We start from the raw sequence: 17,277 nt of genomic DNA on the forward strand, positions 1-17,277 counted from the left end.
GGTGCGCGGGGGCGGCGGTGTTTGTCTTTGTTTTTTTTTGTGGGGGGGGGGGGGGGGGGGGGGGGGGGGGGGGGCGCCCCCCCCCCCCCCCCCCCCGCCCCCCCCCCCGCTTCCCACGCCGGTCCTCTGAATCGTTCCTAGCGCCCTGCCGAACCGGCACGAGCAGGCGCCGTCCGCGTCGTTTCCGGCTGCGGGAGGGTCTGGTACCGCCGTGCCGCGGCATCCTGTCGCGCGCGGTAGAGCTGCTGCTCGCTCCGGTCGGTGGCGTCGAGCTGGTTGCGCAGGGTCGGATCGGTGGTGTTGGCGCGCTGCCTGTCGACATTGCCCTGGCGCAGTTGCTCGCGCAGCGCGTTCTGGTTCTGCCGATCCTGCAACTGCTGCCGGTCGACCTGCCGTTGCCACTGCTGGCTCGGGCTGGGCGTGGTGATCACGATCGGTCTGGGGCGCGGAGGCGGCGCGGTTTTCGCGGGCTGGGTCTGCGCGAGCGCCAGCGCGGGAAGCGCGACGGTGAGGAGACCCAGCAAGATGTTGCGTGATGAATTGGTCATCGGACTCGTCCATCATGGAAGGATTGTCTGTCTGAAACCCTACGTCCCCGCCCATGAACGCCACGTTGTCCCGCTGGAGCCTGCTGTTCACGCTGCTCCTCCTTCCGCTGGCCGGTTGCGCGCTGCGCGAGGCCGCGCCCGATGCGCGCCACGCCGTGCTGCTGGTCTCGATCGACGCCTTCCGCGCCGACTATGTCGAACGTGGACTCACGCCCCATCTCGCCGCATTGGCCCGCGACGGCGCGACCGCGGCGTACATGCTGCCGTCCTTCCCGTCGCTGACCTTCCCGAACCACTACACGCTCGTGACGGGCCGGGTGCCGGACCGCAACGGCATCGTGAACAACACGATGTGGGATCCCGCACTGGGCAAGTTCAGCCTGGGCAACCGGGACGCCACGAGTGACGGCCGCTGGTGGGCCCAGGCCGAGCCGATCTGGGTCACGGCACAGAAGCACGGCCTGCGCACGGCGACCATGTTCTGGCCGGGCACCGAAGCGGAGATCCATGGCGCGCGGCCCGACCACTGGATCCCGTTCGACGATTCGCTGACAGCACGGCAGCGCGTCGACAAGCTGCTCGCATGGATCGACCTGCCTGGCCCGCGCCCCCTCTTCGACACGCTGTATTTCGACGACGTCGACCATGCGGGTCACGAGTTCGGCCCCGACTCCAAGCAAGTGGACGAGGCATTACGGCGAGTCGACGACGCTCTCGGTTACCTCGTCGAGCAGCTGCGCCGGCGCGGGCTCTACGACGCGACGAACCTCGTCATCGTCTCCGACCACGGCATGGCCGACGTGCCGCGCGGGAACATCGTCTTCGCCGACGAGGAAACCGACCTCGACGCGCTGGATGCCATCTCCTACGGCGTGATGGCCACCTTCAACGCGAAGCAAGGCGTCGATGGCTCTCGGGCGGTTGCGCGCCTGTTGGGCCCGCACGCGCACATGCGCTGCTATCGCAAGGAGGCGCTGCCGGCCCGCCTGGACTATGGCAAGAACCCGCGCGTGCCGGCCTACCTGTGCCTCGCCGAAACGGGCTGGTCGATCACCAGCCATGAGGTCCTCGCGAAGCGCACCATGCCCATGTCGCGCGGCGAGCACGGCTACGACAACCTGGACCCGGCCATGCGCGCGCTGTTCGTGGCCCGCGGCCCGGACATCGGCCGCGGGGTCCGCATCGCGCCGTTCCCCAACGTGGACGTCTACCCCCTCCTGGCCCACCTGCTAGGCCTGCGGCCGCTGCCGAACGACGGCAACCTCGGCGACGTGAAGGGCGTGTTACGCGCGCCGGGCACGTCCGCGTCGTCCGCCGGCCAATTCCCGTAGAATCGCGGCATGCGCCAGATCTATACATCGCCCCGCCAGGACAACATCGACCGTATCGTCGCCCTGCTCACCGAGCACGGCATCGAGACGACGGTGACGAACCGCTCGAGTTGGAACCGTCCCACGTACCAGCGTTTCAGCTACTCGCAGCGCAATGACGACCGCGATGCCTGGCCGCAGGTCTGGGTGAAGGGCGCCGACGATTTCCCGAAAGCCCGCGCCTTGCTCAAGGATATCGGCATCGAGCCGGTGGTCCGCTTCCAGGAAGAACTGCAGCTGCACCGCCAGCCGGATCGCCGCGCGCCGGCGCAACGCACGGCCTCGCGCGTGCGCCTCATGGTGCTGGCCATCGTCGCCGGCGTCATGCTGGTGGTCGTGCTCAGGGCTACCCAGGTGCTTTGAATGGACGGCGCTCGCGCAGTCCATTCGCCGGCCCACATCGTCCTCCGCGAGTCCACGCGCGCCGCGCATGAAGCGGCGGAGGCGTCACCGCTCATGGTGCGGCTGCTGTCGGGGGATCTCGACGAGGGTGGCTATCGTCGCTTGCTCGACTTGCAACAGGCGTTGTTCCTCGAGTGGGAGAACCAGCGCGGTTCATGGTTGGCAGGCGCCGTCGCGAACGCCGGCTGGCGTTACGTGTCACGCGCGCAGTGCCTGGCGACCGACATCGGCAACTTCGGCAAGGCGCCCGGCCTGGTGCGGGAGCCGGCGCTAGCCATCGACGGCGAACAGGCTGCCTGGGGCGAGTTGTATGTCATCGAAGGCTCGGCCCTGGGCGGCCGATTGATCGTGAAGCGCCTCCGCGAACGGTTCCCGTCCCTTCCCCATCACTTCTATGCCATTGGCGAGAGCGACACGGGCTCGTGGCGCCGGTTCCAGGCCGTGCTCGATCGCGAGCTGGCCGGACCGGACGCGCTCCAGGCCGCCGTCGATGGCGCGCTGCGCATGTTCGCGCGCTTTCAACAAACTCTAAAGGACGATGCCGCGCATGGCTGAGCTTCCCGACCTTACCGCCTGCGATCGCGAGCCGATCCACATCCCCGGCTCGATCCAGCCGCACGGCGCCTTGCTTGTCGTGGACGCCACGACGCAGGCGATCCTGCAGGTCAGCGAAAACATCGGTGACATCATCGGGATCGACGTCGAAACGGTCCTCGACGCACCGTTGCACGAGGTGATCGATTTCCCCGGCAGCCTGTTCGGCGCGGAACGCCCGGCGCACAGCGCGTGGATGCCTGTGGATTTTCCCCACGCCCGCAAGACGAAGGCCTGGCATGCCGCCGTGCACGCGTACGAAACGCGCTGGCTGATCGAGATCGAGCCGCGCGAGACGTCATTCGACGACGATCCCGCGCGAGTCGCCCACGAGCTGGCGCTCCGGCTGGAGCACGATCCCAACGCGGAACGCGCCGGCGCGCGCATCGCGCGCACGATCCGCAGCCTGCTCGGCTACGACCGCGTCATGGTCTATCGCTTCGATCGCGATTGGCACGGCGAAATCATCGCGGAAGCGCGACGCGACGACCTGGAAGGCTACCTGGGCATGCACTACCCGGCCACGGATATTCCGGCCCAGGCACGCGCCCTGTACCTGCGCAACCGCGTGCGCCAGATCAGCGATTGCAAGTACGTGCCGGCGCGTATCCTGCCCGCGTACGATCCGGTCACCGCCGAAGCGACCGATCTCAGCGATGTCTCGTTGCGCAGCGTATCGCCCGTCCATCTGGAATACCTTGGCAACATGGGTGTCACCGCATCCCTCGTGGCCTCGATCATCGTGGACGGCACCCTATGGGGCCTCATCTCGTGTCACCACTACAGCCCCTTCTTCACTGACCACCGCATGCGCGAAGCCGCGGATGCGATCGCTCGTGCGTTCGCGGCGCGCGTCGCCGCGATCGAGGAGCTGGCGGAGATCGAGGTCGAGAGCACCCTGCTGACCGTGCGCGAGAAGTTGATCACGGCGTTCAACGAGAGCGACCGTATCGATCCGGACCTGCTGGCCCGATTGGCACCCGAATTGCTCGACGTGGTCGATGCCGACGGCGTCGCCATCTTCGCGGGCGACCGTGTCGTGCGGCATGGTCAGGTCCCCGACGAGGTGGCCCTGCGCCGTATCCGCGACGCCGCCACGGGACAGGGCAAGAACAGGGACAGTGTGCTGCACACGGACCGAATCGGCGCATGGGACGAGGAGCTTGCCGACCCGTCCATCGCGGAACTGGCCGCCGGCGTCATCTTCATGCCGCTGTGGCCCGATTCGTGGGATGCGGTGATGTGGACGCGCGCGGAACAAGTGCGCCAGGTACGCTGGGGCGGCAATCCCTCGCTGGCGAAGCTGGAGACCATTCCCGGCGCGCGACTGTCGCCGCGGCAGAGCTTCGAGGCGTGGCAGGAAACGGTGCGCGGTCGCTCGCGGCCCTGGTCGCGCCTGCACATCGCATCGGCACGGGAGCTGGGCGAACTGATCGAGCGATCGACCCGTGGAACCGGCCCGTAACGCCGCGGTGACGCGACGCGCGCAGGAGCGCTATAACATCGGGTCATGACCGACCGCGTCCGCCTCTTCCAGACCTTGCCGCACACCTGCGGCTACTTCGCCGAGCGGACGGCGCAGAACCTCGTGGTCGACCCCGGTGCGCCGCACCTCGACAGGCTTTACGGGCCTGCGCTGGCGAAGGGCTTCCGCCGCGCGGGTGGACACCTTTACCTCCCGCAGTGCACGGCCTGCCAGGCGTGCGTGCCCTGCCGCATCGACGTCGACAACTTCACCCCCGACCGCGGTCAGCGCCGCTGCCTGAAGCGCAACACCGATCTCACGGTGAGCGAGCAGATGCCGGGTTTCACGCACGAGCGGCACGCGCTCTACCAGCGCTACCTGCACGCGCGCCATAGCGGCGGCGGCATGGATGCGGCGGACGCGGAGGATTTCCAGCGCTTCCTCGCCGCGCCGTGGAGTCCCACGCTGTTCCTCGAGTTCCGCGAGGGCCGGCGGCTACTGGGTGTCGCCGTGACCGATATCGCCCTGGCGGGACTTTCGGCCGTCTATACGTTCTTCGATCCGGACGAAGACGCGCGCAGCCTCGGCACGTTCGGCATCCTGCAACAGGTGGAACTGGCCCGACGTCGCGGGGTGCCGTACCTCTATCTCGGATTCTGGATCGCCGGCCACCCGAAGATGGATTACAAGCGGCGCTTCAAGCCGCTTGAAATACGGCGGCACGGGCGTTGGATCCCGATGCCTTAAAGAAGCTCGCCAACCTTCAGGACTTCGCCCAACGCGCAATCACCGCGTGCAGCGCGTCGATGCCGTCGAAGAGTGCCGCGGGGCCGGGCTGGAGGATGATCGGCGACTTGATCTCGTGCAATTCCCCGTCGCGCACGGCGGGAACGTCGGCCCATCCGGGGCGTGCGGCGACGTGCTCGGGGCGGAAGCGCTTGCCGCACCACGAGCCGAAGACGATGTCCGGCGCGCGGCGCACCACCTCCATCGGATCGGCAAGGATGCGCTGCTTCGCCAGCGGCTCCTCCAGCAGTTCCGGAAAGACGTCGTCGCCGCCGGCGATGCGCACCAGTTCGCCTACCCAGCGGATGCCGGTGATGAGCGGCTCGTCCCATTCCTCGAAGTACACGCGCGGGCGCCGCGGCAACGCCGCGGCCTGTGCGGCGACCTGCGCCAGGTGTGCTTCGGCGCGACGCGCGAGGTCCTCGGCCTTCGCCGTCGCGCCGACCATGGCACCGAGGCGACGGATATACGCCACGATGCCATCGACGCTGCGGTGGTTGCTGATCCACACTTCCACGCCGGCGCGGATGAGTTCCTGCGCGATGTCGGCCTGCAAGTCGGAGAAGCCGATGGCGAGGTCGGGCTTCAGGTCGAGGATCTGGCCTATCTTCGCACTGGTGAACGCGGAGACTTTCGGCTTTTCCTTCCGCGCCCGCGGCGGCCGCACGGTGAAGCCGGAAATGCCGACGATGCGATGTTCCTCGCCGATGGCATAGAGGACTTCGGTCGGTTCTTCGGTAAGGCAGACGATGCGCTGCGGATAAGCGTCGGACATCAATGACCCGAAATAGTGACGGTGATCTTGCGTTGGTGCGCTTCGTGCCGATGCTCGTACAGGAACACGCCCTGCCAGGTGCCGAGGAGCGGCTTGCCGCCATGCACCGGCAGTGAAAGCGACACCCCGGTCAGCACCGAACGCACGTGGGCCGGCATATCGTCGGGCCCTTCGTCGCGATGCCGGAACAACGGGTCGCCATCGGGGACGAGTCGCGCGAAGAAGCGCTCGAGGTCGGCCACCACCATGGGATCGGCGTTCTCGCCCACGAGCAGCGACGCGCTGGTGTGCTGCACGAAGACGTGCGCGATGCCGGTGCCGACACCGCTTGCCACGACCGCCTCCGCGATGCGGTCGGTGATTTCACTGAGCGAGCGCCCGCGCGTGTGCACGGTGAAGGTGGTCTGCGCGACATGCTGGACGGGCTGGGCTCGGCTCATGGTCGACTCCTCGGTCGCTATGGATAAAGCAGGCGGCTCGACCAGCGTGTACCGTCCGCCGCGTGCACGATGCGTTCATGCAGGCGGAACGTCGCGCCGTACCAGAACTCCACGCGGTCAGGCTCCACGAGGTAGCCGCCCCAATGCGGCGGCCGGGGCACATCGCGGCCGGCGAACTCCTTCTCGAAGTGCGCCACGCGACCCTCGAACGTCTGCCGGTCCGGCAGCTCCTCGCTTTGCTTCGACGCCCAGGCGCCGATCTGGCTGCCACGGGGCCGTGTGGCGAAATACGCGTCGGATTCGTCGGCGGACGTCTTCGTGGCACGGCCTTCGAAACGCACCTGGATACCGTCGCGCAGCAGCTTCCAGTGGAAACACAACGCCACAGCGGCGTGCTGGGCGATTTCCTGCGCCTTGGCGCTTTCGTAGTTGGTGAAGAAGCGCAGCCCCTTCTCGTCCACGGCCTTGAGCAGCACGATGCGCGAGTGGACGCGGCCGCCGGCATCGACCGTCGACAGGTTCATCGCAGTGGGTTCGTTGTCGCCGCTGGCTTTCGCCTCGTCGAGCAGGGTGCGGAAGGTATCGAGGATCAGTGGGGTGAGCATGATGCGGCTATGCTGTCGGCCATGGAATCCACCGATGCTAGCACGCTGGCCACGACCGTCCTCGCCCGTTTCGGCTCCGCCGTCCAGCGGGCGGAACACCCTTTCGTGCTCGGCATCTCGGGCCTCCAGGGCAGCGGCAAGAGCACGCTGGCGCGCGGCCTCATCGACGTGGCGCGCGAGCGTGGCTGGGGTGCCGTTTCCTTGTCCATCGACGATGTGTATCTGACCCGGGTGGAACGCGAGGCGCTCGCCGTCAACCTGCACCCCCTCCTCCGCACCCGCGGCGTGCCGGGCACGCACGACCTCGCCCTGCTCGCGTCCACGCTCGATGCGCTGACCAAGGCTTCGCCGGAGAGGCCGGTACGCATCCCACGTTTCGACAAGAGCCGGGACGACCGGTACGACGCGGCACTCTGGCCCGCGATCGGCGAACCGCCGAAGCTGGTCGTCCTGGAGGGATGGTGCGTCGGCGTGGAACCGGCCACCGATCCGCACAAATTGTCCGAGCCGGTCAACGCGCTGGAACGGGACGAAGATGCGGACGGCCGCTGGCGACGGTAGGTCGATGTACGTCTGGCCGAGTATCGACCCATCTGGGAACGCCTCGATGCGCTGGTGCTGTTGCGCGCGCCGTCATGGGACGTCGTGGCGAGATGGCGGGACGAGGCCGAAGAGCCTTTGCGGGAGCACGGCGAGCCTGCCGCGATGGATGGACCGGCGTTGTCGCGCTTCCTGCAGCATTACGAGCGGATCAGCCGGCGAGCTTTGGCGACGCTAGACGCGAAGGCGGATCTGATCGTCGCCCTCGACGAGCATCGGCGCCCCTCAACCCTGTAGGAGCCGCGATAGCAGCTCCTACAAGGGAAGCAGGGCGGCGTAGCCGTCCCGCGCATCGGGCCACGCGCAGCGGAAGCCCGCGGCGCGCAGCCGCGCATTGGAGAGGCGCTTGTTGCCCACGCCCGCCGGGCCGGGCCCGTCCGGTGGCAATGGCGCGCCGATCAACCGCGCCAGGTGGTCGTAGAGGGCGTCGATCGGCAGCGGCGTATGGTCGACGCCGACATAGATGGCCTGCGGATCCTGCATATCCAACAGGAAGGCGAGCGCCGCCGCCGCGTCGTCGACGTGGATGCGGTTCGCATAGACCGGCTGGCCACGGGGAACCGCGGCCTTCCCCTCACGCAATCGCTCGAACAGTTGCGCGCGTCCCGGGCCGTAGAGCCCCGCGAGTCGCAGGGAAACGCCACCCACGCCACGTGAAGCGAGCAGGCGCTCCGCCTCGAGCAGGAGGCGTCCATTGAAACCCGGCGGTTCTGGCGGCGTGTCTTCATCGACCCAGCCGCCGCCGTGCTCGCCGTACACGGCTGACGAGGAGACGAAGAGCGTTCGCGCTGGCGGCGACGGCAGCGCGTCCAGCAGGTTCGCCAGGCCGTCGACGAAGACCGCGCGATACGCGGCCTCGTCTCGAGCGTCGGGTGTCGGCGAGAAGACCAATGCGTCGACGGCGGGCAAGCCAGCGAGCGTACCTGGCCGCGTGAGGTCGCCGCGGAGCCAGGCGATGCCGTCGCCGGGGGTGCCTTCGCCACGGCGCAAGGCGAAGACCTTGCGCCCCTCCGCGACCAGGCGGCGCGCCACCCGCGTGCCGACGTCTCCGGCACCGGCTACCAGGACGGTTCGAGAACGAGGCATATGATCAGCGCTTCCTGGTGTCATGACGATGCGACATTGGATCGGAGTGCCCCTATCATGAGCGCGATGAATCCTTCGCCCAACCTGTTCCTGGTCGGCCCCACGGGCGCCGGCAAGACCTCGATCGGACACCGCCTCGCGGCGCACTACGGCCTGCGTTTCGTCGACCTCGACGTCGAGATCGAGGCCCGTTGCGGCACCACGATCGCCGAGCTCTTCGCGAGCGAAGGCGAGGCGGGGTTCCGGGCGCGGGAATGCGCGCACCTCGACGAGTTTAGCCTTCGCGAGGGCATCGTGCTCGCCACCGGTGCGGGTGCGGTGCTCGATCCGGGCAACCGCGAGGCACTGATGTCGCGCGGTACCGTGCTCATGCTTCGCGTGGATGTGGACGAGCAGCTCGACCGCCTGCGCCACGACACCGTGCGACCCATGCTCGCCGGGGGCGATCGCCGTGAACGGCTCGCGTCACTGGCCGACGGTCGCAACCACCTGTACGAAGAGATCGCGGACCTGATCTTCCGCGGCCGCCACGAAAGCGTCGACGATGCCGTTCCCCGCGTCGTCGCGCTCCTCGACCGCCACTGGAAACGCACCTGATGGAAACCCTGCACGTCGACCTCGGGGGTCGCAGCTACCCGATCTGGATCGGCCCCGGCCTCCTGCGCGACAGCGCTCGCTGGCGCGCCCTCATCCGCGGCAGACACGTACTCGTGGTGAGCAACAGCACGGTGGCGCCGTTGTACCTCGACACGCTTGCGCAGGGCCTCGACGGATTGCGCTGGTCGTCCTTCCTCCTGGAAGACGGCGAGGCGCACAAGACCTTCGCGAACGTCGGCCGTGTACTCGAGGCGCTGGGCGAGCTCGGCGCGACGCGGGACGCCTGCGTGATCGCCCTCGGCGGCGGCGTCGTCGGCGACCTGGCGGGTTTCGCCGCCGCCTGCTGGATGCGCGGCATCGACTTCATCCAGGTACCGACCACGCTGCTGTCGATGGTCGATTCCTCGGTCGGCGGCAAGACGGGCGTGAACCTGCCGGTCGGCAAGAACCTGGCTGGCGCCTTCCACCAGCCGCGCGCCGTGGTGTCCGACATCGCCGTCCTGGACACGCTGCCGCAACGCGAATACCGCGCGGGCATGGCGGAGATCGTCAAGGGCGCCGCCATCGGCGATCCCGCCTTCTTCGCCTGGCTGGAAGCGAACGCCGATGCGCTCGCCGCGCGCGAACAGGCGCCCCTCATTGAAGCGATCGCGCGCAAGTGCGCGTACAAGGCGGGCGTGGTTTCGCGCGACGAAACCGAGCAGGGAGAGCGTGCCCTGCTCAACCTCGGCCACACCTTCGGCCATGCCATCGAGACCGCGGGCCATTACCGCGAACTGCTGCACGGGGAAGCCGTGGCCATCGGCATGGTGCTGGCCGCCAGGCTATCCGCGCGCCTCGGCATGTCGAGCGACGAAGACACCGGGCGCCTTGTCGCCCTCCTCCAGCGCCTCGGGCTGCCCACCGAACCGTCGAAGGCGCACGCGCCCGGCCGGCTCCTGGAACTGATGCGCCTGGACAAGAAGAACAGCGCCGGCACCCAGCGCCTCATCCTCTGGCGCGGCATCGGCAAGGCGGAAATCGTTTCCAACGTGCCGGACGACGATGTCCTCGGTGTCCTACAATGATCGGCCCTGCGCCTGTCACGGATCGCTGATGCGGATCTACCTGCAAACCATGCCCGAAGCGGGGGCGGAGTCGCCCCGCTACGTCCAGATCACGCTGGAGCAGGACCTGCTCGGCGGCTGGACCCTGTACCGCGAGAGCGGCGTGCAGGGCGGCAAGGCCATGCTCAAGCGCGAGGTCTTCGTCGACCGCGACGCCGCGCTGGCCGCGTTCACCAAGGCGCGCGACGCCCAGATCAAGAAAGGCTTCAAAGTCATGTTCAGCCAGGGACAGGAGTCGGCGCATGGCCGCTGAGCTTCGCAACGACCGCTTCCTGCGCGCCCTGCGCCGCGAACCCACCGACACCACGCCGATCTGGGTGATGCGCCAGGCCGGCCGCTACCTGCCGGAATATCGCGCCACGCGGGGGCGGGCCGGCAGCTTCATGGGGCTCGCGACGCATCCCGAATACGCCTGCGAGGTCACGCTGCAGCCGCTGGAGCGCTTCGAGCTCGATGCCGCCATCCTGTTCTCGGACATCCTCACGATTCCCGACGCGATGGGTCTGGGCCTCTCGTTCGAGCAGGGCGAGGGTCCGCGCTTCGCACGACCGCTGCGCGATGCCGCCGCCATCGAGGCGCTCGCCGTGCCGGACATGGATCGCGAGTTGCGCTACGTGATGGACGCGGTCCGCCTGATCCGCCAGGAGCTGGACGGACGCGTTCCGTTGATCGGCTTCTCGGGCAGCCCGTGGACGCTCGCCTGCTACATGGTGGAAGGCGAAGGCTCGCGCGATTTCGCGCGGGTGAAGGCGCTGGCCTGGGACCAGCCCGCCCTCGCCCATCGCCTGCTCGACACGGTGGCGCGGTCCGTCGCCGCTTATCTCATCGCACAGGCCCATGCCGGCGCGCAGGCACTGATGGTGTTCGACACATGGGGCGGGCTGTTGGGGCCGACCCCGTTCCGCGAGTTCTCGCTGCGCACCATGGCGCAGGTGGTCGACGCGCTGAAGGCCGACCCGGCCAGCCGCGACTTACCGGTGATCCTGTTCTCCAAGGGCGCGGGCGGCCAGCTCGAAGCGCTCGCGGACACTGGCTGTGCCGGCCTCGGCGTCGACTGGACGCTGGACATCGGTGAAGCCCGCCGCCGCGTGGGCGATCGCGTGGCGCTACAAGGCAACCTCGACCCGGCGGTGCTGCGGGCATCGCCGGAGGTCGTGGCGCGCGAAGCGCGCGCGGTGCTGGACGCCTTCGGCAACCACCCCGGGCACGTGTTCAACCTGGGCCACGGCATCACGCCCGAGGTGGACCCGGACAACGTGAAGGTGCTGGTGGATACCGTGCACGCGCACGGACGGGCGATCCGGACAGCCTGAGGACACCCATCGCCGACAGGGTCGGCGATTCGGCTACTCAGAAGCGGTTGGGCCCCGCGATGTGGCACTTCGCCAACTCGCCGCGCGCGCTGTTCGCGCCATTGGTGTCGCCGGCCTGGAGGCGCATTTCCACCATGGTCTGCCAGTTGCGGGCGCACAGGCTGCCGGACTTCGGGCCCATGTCGAACGACTGCTTCGCCAGCTTCTCGGCCAGCGGATAGTCCTGTCGGCGAATGGCGATTTCGGCGCGATCCTGGATCAGCTCCGGCGCCTCGGGGGCGAGCTTCAGCGCCTGCACCAGCTTCGCATCCGCATCGTCGTAGCGTCCGGCGCGTTCGTCGGCTTGCGCGGCCTGCTCGAGGCCCTGCACGCCGGGATCGCGCAGCGGCGCGACCTCGATGGCGGATTTCTCGCGCTCACCCGCGGCACGGACCTGGGCGACGATGTCGTACGTGGGCTTGCTGGGACGGGTGGCCTGCGGCGGAGCGGGCTGGCTGCAGGCGGCGACGAGCGTGACGGCGGCGATGGCACAAAAACGAAGGCGATGCATGGTCAATCCGTAGGATTACTGGGTACCGGGGGCACTTGGCCGGGCGCGGAAGGCTCGGCGTCGCCGCCGAACATACCCTTGAATCGCTGCCAGAAACAGCCCTCCTCCGCTTCCGGCGCGTAACCCGCCACGAACGGGAACTGGCGCGCGCCTTCACACGACGGATCAGTGCGCTTGCCGGTCTGTGGATTCACATACGCCATCTCCAGGCCGTCGCCCAGCGCCGTCGGCAGGGGACGGGTCGGCATCTTGCGGAACAGCTCCTGCCACACACGCATGCTGCCCGTGGCGCCATAGAGCCCGGTAGGCTTGTTGTCGTCGCGGCCCATCCAGATGATCGCGAGACGGTCGCCTGAGAAGCCTGCGAACCAGCTGTCGCGCTGGCTGTCGCTGGTGCCGGTCTTGCCCGCGGCATGCAGCCACGAGAGGCCCGAGTTGCCGATGGCCGCGGCGGTACCGCTGTTGACGACCTGCTGCATCGCCCATGTGGTGAGCCGGGCCGCGGTCTGGTACTCGCCTTCGCCGCCCTTCACTTCGTAACGCTTGATCGCCTGGCCTTTGGCGTCCATGACCCCCCGCACCGCCACCAGCGGCAGCGCGTGGCCATCGGCGGCGATGTATTCGTACAACTGGGCGACCTGGAGTGGCGAAAGGTCCACCGCGCCGAGCAGCAGCGAGGGGCTGGGGTTCACGTTCTCGAGCCCGAACGACTCGAGGAAGCCCTTGATCCGAGGTACGCCTACCTTCAGACCCAGGTTCACGGTGGCGAGGTTCCACGAATGCACCAGCGCGTCGAGCATGGGCACCTGGCCGTGGATCTGGCGGTCGTCGTTCTGCGGTGTCCACGGCGTGCCGTCGGGTTGGCGCATGTTGATCGGCAAATCGTCCACGATCGAGGCGAGCGACCAGCGCGACGGCTGCGCCAGCGCCACGAGGTAGACCAGCGGCTTGACCAGCGAGCCGATCGGCCGGCGCGCGTCGAGCGCGCGATTGAAGCCCTGGTCGCCCGGATCGCGCGAGCCGACCACCGCCAGCACGCTGCCGTTGTTGGTGTCGGTGACGACCGCGGCCGCCTGCGCGGCGGCGCCGCGCTTGCCCAGCGCCTTGGTCGTCGAGAGGATCGCCTGCTCGGTATAAAGCTGGGCGGCCGGATCGAGCGTGGTGAAGATCGAGAGGCTTCCATCACGCAACGCGGCTTCGTCGAAGTCGGCGGTGATCTGCGAGCGGACGAGTTGCATGAACGCGGGGAAGCGGTTGTGCGGCAGCTGCGCGTTGGACGCGATGCCCAATGGCGTGGCCTGCGCGGCCTTCGTCTGCGCATCGTCCAGCAGGCCCGTGTCGCGGAACTGCTGCAGGACGAGGTTGCGGCGTGCGAGCGCGCGATCCGGGTAACGACGCGGGTCGTAATAGCTGGGGCCCTTCACCAACCCGATCAGCAGGGCGATCTCCTGCGGACGAAGGTCTTCCAGGCGGCGCCCGAAGAAGAACTCGCCGCCGGCGGCGAAGCCGTGCACGGCCTGGTTACCCTGCTGGCCGAGGAAGACCTCGTTCACGTACGCCTCGAGGATGCGCCCCTTCGAGTAATGCGCTTCCATGAGCAGCGAGAGGATGGCCTCGTTGACCTTGCGCAGCATGTTCTGGCTGCGGTCGAGGAACAGGTTGCGCACCAACTGCTGGGTGAGCGTGGACCCGCCCTGCACGGTATGCCCCGCGCGCAGGTTCGCGAACGACGCGCGCAAGATGGCGGAGAAGTCGAGGCCGATGTGGTTCTTGAAGTCGCGGTCCTCGACCGCTTGCAGGCCCTGCACGAGCAGCGGCGGCACGTTCTCCAGGCGCACGATGCGACGCTCTTCCTGCTGCGCGCCATAAAGCGTGGCGATGCGCGCGGGGTCGAGGTGGATCGTCTTGATCGGCTTATCGGTCGCATCGTCGACAACGGAAGCCACCTGCCCGCTCGACAACGCGACGCGGATGCGGTGCGGCAATTCCCCACCGTCGGGCCCCGCGTAACCGTGCGAGGCGATCACGAAGCGCGAACCGTTCTTCGAATAGCTGCCCTGGATCTTCCCGCCACCTTCGGTGGTGTATCCCGCGAAGGTGAGTTCGAGCTCCAGCGCGGCCGGCGTCATCGGCACGCCCTGAGCCAGCGGCAGGGGCCGCGCATAGACGCGCGTGGGCACGGCGAACACGAGGTCGCTGAATCGGTCTTGCAGGCGCGCGTTGAGGATCAGCGTGTACGGCAGGAGGAAGCCGAACAGCAGGCCCATCAGCAGCCAGAAGGGGATGCGCAGCCAGGGCCAGCTGGCGCGCAGGAGGGAGCCGAGACGATTCAGGAAGGCCAACGCGGGGAGGTCCTGGGGAAAGAGACGTGCGGGGATGATAGGGGCACTCGCCCGGCGGCGATCTGAACGAACGCTGGCAAAGCGAGGGCGCCGACGGTCAGTCTCGCGGGCGCCATGTCCCGGGAACGGGGTGGAAAGGACGCGGATGGACGTCCAACACCCGCTCCAGTTCGTGATTGTCGGCAATCAGGTCGCTATCGAGCCGGTCCACCGGACCGCGCAAACCCGGCGACACCAGGGTGGCGAGGGTCAGCGCGAAACGGGGGATGGGCACCGGCAGGGCGAAGCCCCCTGCGCTCCGGCGGGTGCGGCGAAACATGTCCCTGGCGCTCATCCGCTCGCCGCCGCCGATCGGGAAGGTCTGTCCGCGCGCGAAAGGCGAGCCGAGCGCCGCCACGACGGCCGCCGCGATGTCGTCCGCGTGCACCGGCTGCCGTTGCCCTCGGCCGGCCGGGACCGGGAAGATCCGCCGCCGCAGGGCCGCGTGCACGATGGGCGTCAGACTCTTGTCCACGCCGGCGCCATAGATGAGCGTGGGCCGGAACAGCGTCCAGGGCATGCCGCGCGAAGCGCAGGTGGCGATCAGTGTGGTTTCCGCGTCGCGCAGCCGGCGCGACAGCTCGCGCTCGGCCGGGACATCCGACTCGCGCTTGGTTTCGGCGCTCATCGACGAGGTCGCGATCAGGTGCGGCGTGCCCGCGAGCCGCGTGGCGGAAAGCCACGGCGCGAGATGATCCAGCGGCCCGAGACTGACGACGGCGCGGAGCGGAGGGAACTCGGGCATGGCGTCGGGAAGGCCGCCCTGGATCCAGCGTGGGTCGCCATCGACCGGTTGCCGGCTCAGCGCCAGGTAGTCGTACCCAGCTTCGACGAGGCGGGGGAGCAGGAACTGGCCGATCTGGCCCGAGGCTCCGATCACCAGTACTGTCATGCCGCCCCGGCTCAACGTCCCGTCGCGATGCGCTCGTAGGCGCTTTGCAGACGCGGATCGTCCGGGACGTAGCGGCGTGCCCGCTCGAGTGCCTGGAAGGCACCCTGCCGGTCGCCTTGCCCGGCGCGCTGCAGGGCACTGTCGATCCAGGCGCTGCCGAGGCGATGACGCATCTCACCCTGGGCGGCGTCGCCTGGAGCGAGGTCGGACAGCGTGCCGTACAGGTTCTCCGCACGCTGCACGTTGCCGTTCGCCGCCGCTTGCTGCATCTGCTTTTCGACCTGGGTGGGCAGCCCTTGCAGGCCCGCGCGTGCGGCCGGATCGTTGCCGTCGATGGCGAGGGCGTTGCGGTAGAGGTCGTAGGCGCTGTCGCCGGGGGGATCCATGATGTCGCCGCGGGACGCCGCGGCCTGGGCACGACGCACGAGGTCGGCGACCTTCGCCTTTTGCTCCGGGCTGACGGCCAGCGAGGCTTCGGGGACGGTGTCGTCCCCCACGGCGCGGACACCGTCGCCGGAGGCTGCGGCCTTCGGCTCGCCGCCGCCCAGGCGAGCACGCGCCGCGGCCAGTTCGGCCGACTTCGGCGCGAGCTTCTCCGCACGGTCGAGCAGGCGCACGGCCTGTGCGTCGTCCTCGCTGTCGATCGCGGCATTGGCCTGCACGATCAACGCCTGTGCCACCCGGCCCAGACCCGCCTTAGCATCGGCGTTGTCGGGATCGGCGGCCAGCGCGGCCTGGAAGCGGGACAGCGCGTTGTCGTCGCCCTCGCCCGTGAAACGGCCGGCACGCAAGGCGTCGTTGCCTTGTTGGATGAGCGCGGCGACGGCCTGGCCATCCTGTTTCTTCGTTTCCGCCAGCGCCGCGCGCAGCGACGGCAAGTCGCCATAGCGCGGCACCAGGATGGCGATGCGATCGACGATCGCGTTGGCCTTCGCCTTGTCGTTCGCGGCGATGGCCTGGCGTGCCTGGGCGGCGAGCGCGTCGCCTACCTTGTCGAGGCCACGCGCGGCAACGGCGTTGGACTTATCCGCGTCGAGCACGCGTCGATACAGGGCACCCGCGCCGTCGTCGCCGTCCAGCTTGCCCGCTGCGAAGGCCTGCTGCGCCTGGTCGATCAAGGTTTCCGTATGGGTTTCCGGATTGCGAGCCTGCGAAAGACGCTGCGACAGCCGCTCCACGTCGCTACCGCCGCCAAGCAGTTCGCGGGCGACATTGAGCGCCGCCTCGGCCTCGTCGAGCTGGCCGGCGGTCAGCGCGGCATCGGCCTTCGCCACTTCCGCCTGGCCCACGCGGCGCAGGCCATCGCGTGCCTGGTCGCTATCCGGCTGCTGGTCGCGCGCCTTTTCGAAGAGTTCGCGCGCGCTGTCGCCATGGGTCCCGTCGAGACGGCCTTCATCGAGGGCACGGTTCGCCTGGGCGAGCGTGTCGTTGAGTTCGGTGGCGGGCACCAGGTTGCGCAGGCGATCCTGTTGCAGCCACAAGCCCGTGACCGCGGCGATGAGGACCAGCACGAGCACGGGAATGAGCCAGCCGCGTTTGCGCGGGCCGCGCGGCGACGCCGGTGGCGGCGCGGTGCGGCGACGCGGTTCGTCGACGACGATGCGAGGCAGGCCGTCGTCGACCGGCGGCGCCGGCTTGTCGAGGTCGTCGAGCCGGCCCAGGGTCGGTTCGGTGCGTCCGCGCGCGTCGCGGTCGTTGGAGTCTCTGCGTCCGCTCATGGGGTTGGATCGTCCATAGGAGCCTTGCAGCTTAACATTCAGGCGTGAA

20 protein-coding genes are annotated in these 17,277 nt (G+C 68.7%); 11 read left to right on the top strand and 9 right to left on the bottom strand.

Annotated features, from left to right (window positions below; all coding sequences use genetic code 11):
• Positions 1–137 precede the first annotated feature (137 nt).
• Entirely contained in the window at positions 138–548 is a 411-nt protein-coding gene (locus ACQKIE_RS12080) for a hypothetical protein (protein WP_427459375.1), read from the bottom strand.
• Between the two features lie 53 nt (positions 549–601).
• Here ACQKIE_RS12080 and ACQKIE_RS12085 point away from each other — a divergent pair, with 53 nt between their 5' ends.
• From ACQKIE_RS12085 to ACQKIE_RS12105, 5 genes are read left to right on the top strand one after another with little or no spacing between them, the layout of a single operon-like run.
• Positions 602–1,879, top strand: a complete 1,278-nt coding sequence (locus ACQKIE_RS12085) for an ectonucleotide pyrophosphatase/phosphodiesterase (RefSeq protein ID WP_427459377.1) — start codon at positions 602–604, stop codon at positions 1,877–1,879.
• A 9-nt stretch (positions 1,880–1,888) separates the two neighbouring features.
• Positions 1,889–2,281 (top strand): hypothetical protein, encoded by a 393-nt coding sequence (locus ACQKIE_RS12090; protein WP_427459379.1) that lies wholly within the window; start codon positions 1,889–1,891, stop codon positions 2,279–2,281.
• Complete coding sequence (locus ACQKIE_RS12095; RefSeq protein WP_427459381.1) at positions 2,282–2,875, top strand: biliverdin-producing heme oxygenase; 594 nt, start codon at positions 2,282–2,284, stop codon at positions 2,873–2,875.
• Positions 2,868–4,379, top strand: a complete 1,512-nt coding sequence (locus ACQKIE_RS12100) for a GAF domain-containing protein (protein ID WP_427459383.1) — start codon at positions 2,868–2,870, stop codon at positions 4,377–4,379. Before ACQKIE_RS12095 ends, ACQKIE_RS12100 begins: the two co-directional genes overlap by 8 nt.
• A gap of 45 nt (positions 4,380–4,424) precedes the next feature.
• Positions 4,425–5,126: an arginyltransferase gene (locus tag ACQKIE_RS12105; RefSeq protein ID WP_427459385.1), complete on the top strand. Its 702-nt coding sequence runs from the start codon at positions 4,425–4,427 to the stop codon at positions 5,124–5,126.
• A 16-nt stretch (positions 5,127–5,142) separates the two neighbouring features.
• On the opposite strand, the gene ACQKIE_RS12110 is transcribed toward ACQKIE_RS12105, so the two are convergent.
• From ACQKIE_RS12110 to pdxH, 3 genes are read right to left on the bottom strand one after another with little or no spacing between them, the layout of a single operon-like run.
• Complete coding sequence (locus ACQKIE_RS12110) at positions 5,143–5,940, bottom strand: ABC transporter substrate-binding protein (RefSeq protein WP_427459387.1); 798 nt, start codon at positions 5,938–5,940, stop codon at positions 5,143–5,145.
• Positions 5,940–6,380, bottom strand: coding sequence for a secondary thiamine-phosphate synthase enzyme YjbQ (locus tag ACQKIE_RS12115; protein ID WP_427459389.1), 441 nt, complete (start codon positions 6,378–6,380; stop codon positions 5,940–5,942). The genes ACQKIE_RS12110 and ACQKIE_RS12115 overlap by 1 nt, the downstream gene beginning before the upstream one ends.
• 17 nt (positions 6,381–6,397) lie before the next feature.
• Positions 6,398–6,985 carry a pyridoxamine 5'-phosphate oxidase gene (gene pdxH / locus ACQKIE_RS12120; RefSeq protein WP_427459391.1) on the bottom strand — a complete coding sequence of 196 codons (588 nt, stop codon included), beginning with the start codon at positions 6,983–6,985 and terminating at the stop codon, positions 6,398–6,400.
• A 21-nt stretch (positions 6,986–7,006) separates the two neighbouring features.
• Here pdxH and ACQKIE_RS12125 point away from each other — a divergent pair, with 21 nt between their 5' ends.
• Both ACQKIE_RS12125 and ACQKIE_RS12130 read left to right on the top strand, forming a co-directional pair.
• Positions 7,007–7,546, top strand: coding sequence for a hypothetical protein (locus ACQKIE_RS12125; RefSeq protein WP_427459393.1), 540 nt, complete (start codon positions 7,007–7,009; stop codon positions 7,544–7,546).
• Positions 7,547–7,600: 54 nt separating this feature from the next.
• Positions 7,601–7,822 carry a hypothetical protein gene (locus tag ACQKIE_RS12130; protein ID WP_427459395.1) on the top strand — a complete coding sequence of 74 codons (222 nt, stop codon included), beginning with the start codon at positions 7,601–7,603 and terminating at the stop codon, positions 7,820–7,822.
• 18 nt (positions 7,823–7,840) lie between these two features.
• Here ACQKIE_RS12130 and ACQKIE_RS12135 read toward each other — a convergent pair whose 3' ends face one another.
• Positions 7,841–8,671, bottom strand: a complete 831-nt coding sequence (locus ACQKIE_RS12135) for an NAD-dependent epimerase/dehydratase family protein (RefSeq protein ID WP_427459397.1) — start codon at positions 8,669–8,671, stop codon at positions 7,841–7,843.
• A 57-nt stretch (positions 8,672–8,728) separates the two neighbouring features.
• Here ACQKIE_RS12135 and ACQKIE_RS12140 point away from each other — a divergent pair, with 57 nt between their 5' ends.
• From ACQKIE_RS12140 to hemE, 4 genes are read left to right on the top strand one after another with little or no spacing between them, the layout of a single operon-like run.
• Positions 8,729–9,268: a shikimate kinase gene (locus tag ACQKIE_RS12140; protein WP_427459399.1), complete on the top strand. Its 540-nt coding sequence runs from the start codon at positions 8,729–8,731 to the stop codon at positions 9,266–9,268.
• Positions 9,268–10,335 (top strand): 3-dehydroquinate synthase, encoded by a 1,068-nt coding sequence (gene aroB / locus ACQKIE_RS12145; protein ID WP_427459401.1) that lies wholly within the window; start codon positions 9,268–9,270, stop codon positions 10,333–10,335. The genes ACQKIE_RS12140 and aroB overlap by 1 nt, the downstream gene beginning before the upstream one ends.
• A gap of 28 nt (positions 10,336–10,363) precedes the next feature.
• Entirely contained in the window at positions 10,364–10,627 is a 264-nt protein-coding gene (locus ACQKIE_RS12150) for a WGR domain-containing protein (RefSeq protein WP_167022376.1), read from the top strand.
• Positions 10,617–11,687, top strand: coding sequence for a uroporphyrinogen decarboxylase (gene hemE, locus ACQKIE_RS12155; RefSeq protein ID WP_427459403.1), 1,071 nt, complete (start codon positions 10,617–10,619; stop codon positions 11,685–11,687). The genes ACQKIE_RS12150 and hemE overlap by 11 nt, the downstream gene beginning before the upstream one ends.
• Before the next feature lie 37 nt (positions 11,688–11,724).
• On the opposite strand, the gene ACQKIE_RS12160 is transcribed toward hemE, so the two are convergent.
• From ACQKIE_RS12160 to ACQKIE_RS12175, 4 genes are all read right to left on the bottom strand, one after another.
• On the bottom strand, positions 11,725–12,237 hold the full coding sequence (locus ACQKIE_RS12160) for a tetratricopeptide repeat protein (protein ID WP_427459405.1): 513 nt from the start codon (positions 12,235–12,237) through the stop codon (positions 11,725–11,727).
• Between the two features lie 2 nt (positions 12,238–12,239).
• A complete protein-coding gene (gene mrcB / locus ACQKIE_RS12165) occupies positions 12,240–14,579 on the bottom strand; it encodes a penicillin-binding protein 1B (protein ID WP_427459407.1) in 2,340 nt (779 codons plus the stop codon).
• Positions 14,580–14,676: 97 nt separating this feature from the next.
• Positions 14,677–15,510, bottom strand: coding sequence for an SDR family oxidoreductase (locus ACQKIE_RS12170; RefSeq protein ID WP_427459409.1), 834 nt, complete (start codon positions 15,508–15,510; stop codon positions 14,677–14,679).
• Between the two features lie 11 nt (positions 15,511–15,521).
• The gene (locus tag ACQKIE_RS12175; protein WP_427459411.1) at positions 15,522–17,228 is read right to left on the bottom strand and encodes a hypothetical protein; all 1,707 of its coding nucleotides are present in this window, start codon (positions 17,226–17,228) and stop codon (positions 15,522–15,524) included.
• Positions 17,229–17,277 lie beyond the last annotated feature (49 nt).

The organism is Luteibacter sp. NPDC031894, from assembly GCF_050273135.1.
In the GTDB taxonomy this organism is placed as follows: Bacteria; Pseudomonadota; Gammaproteobacteria; order Xanthomonadales; family Rhodanobacteraceae; genus Luteibacter.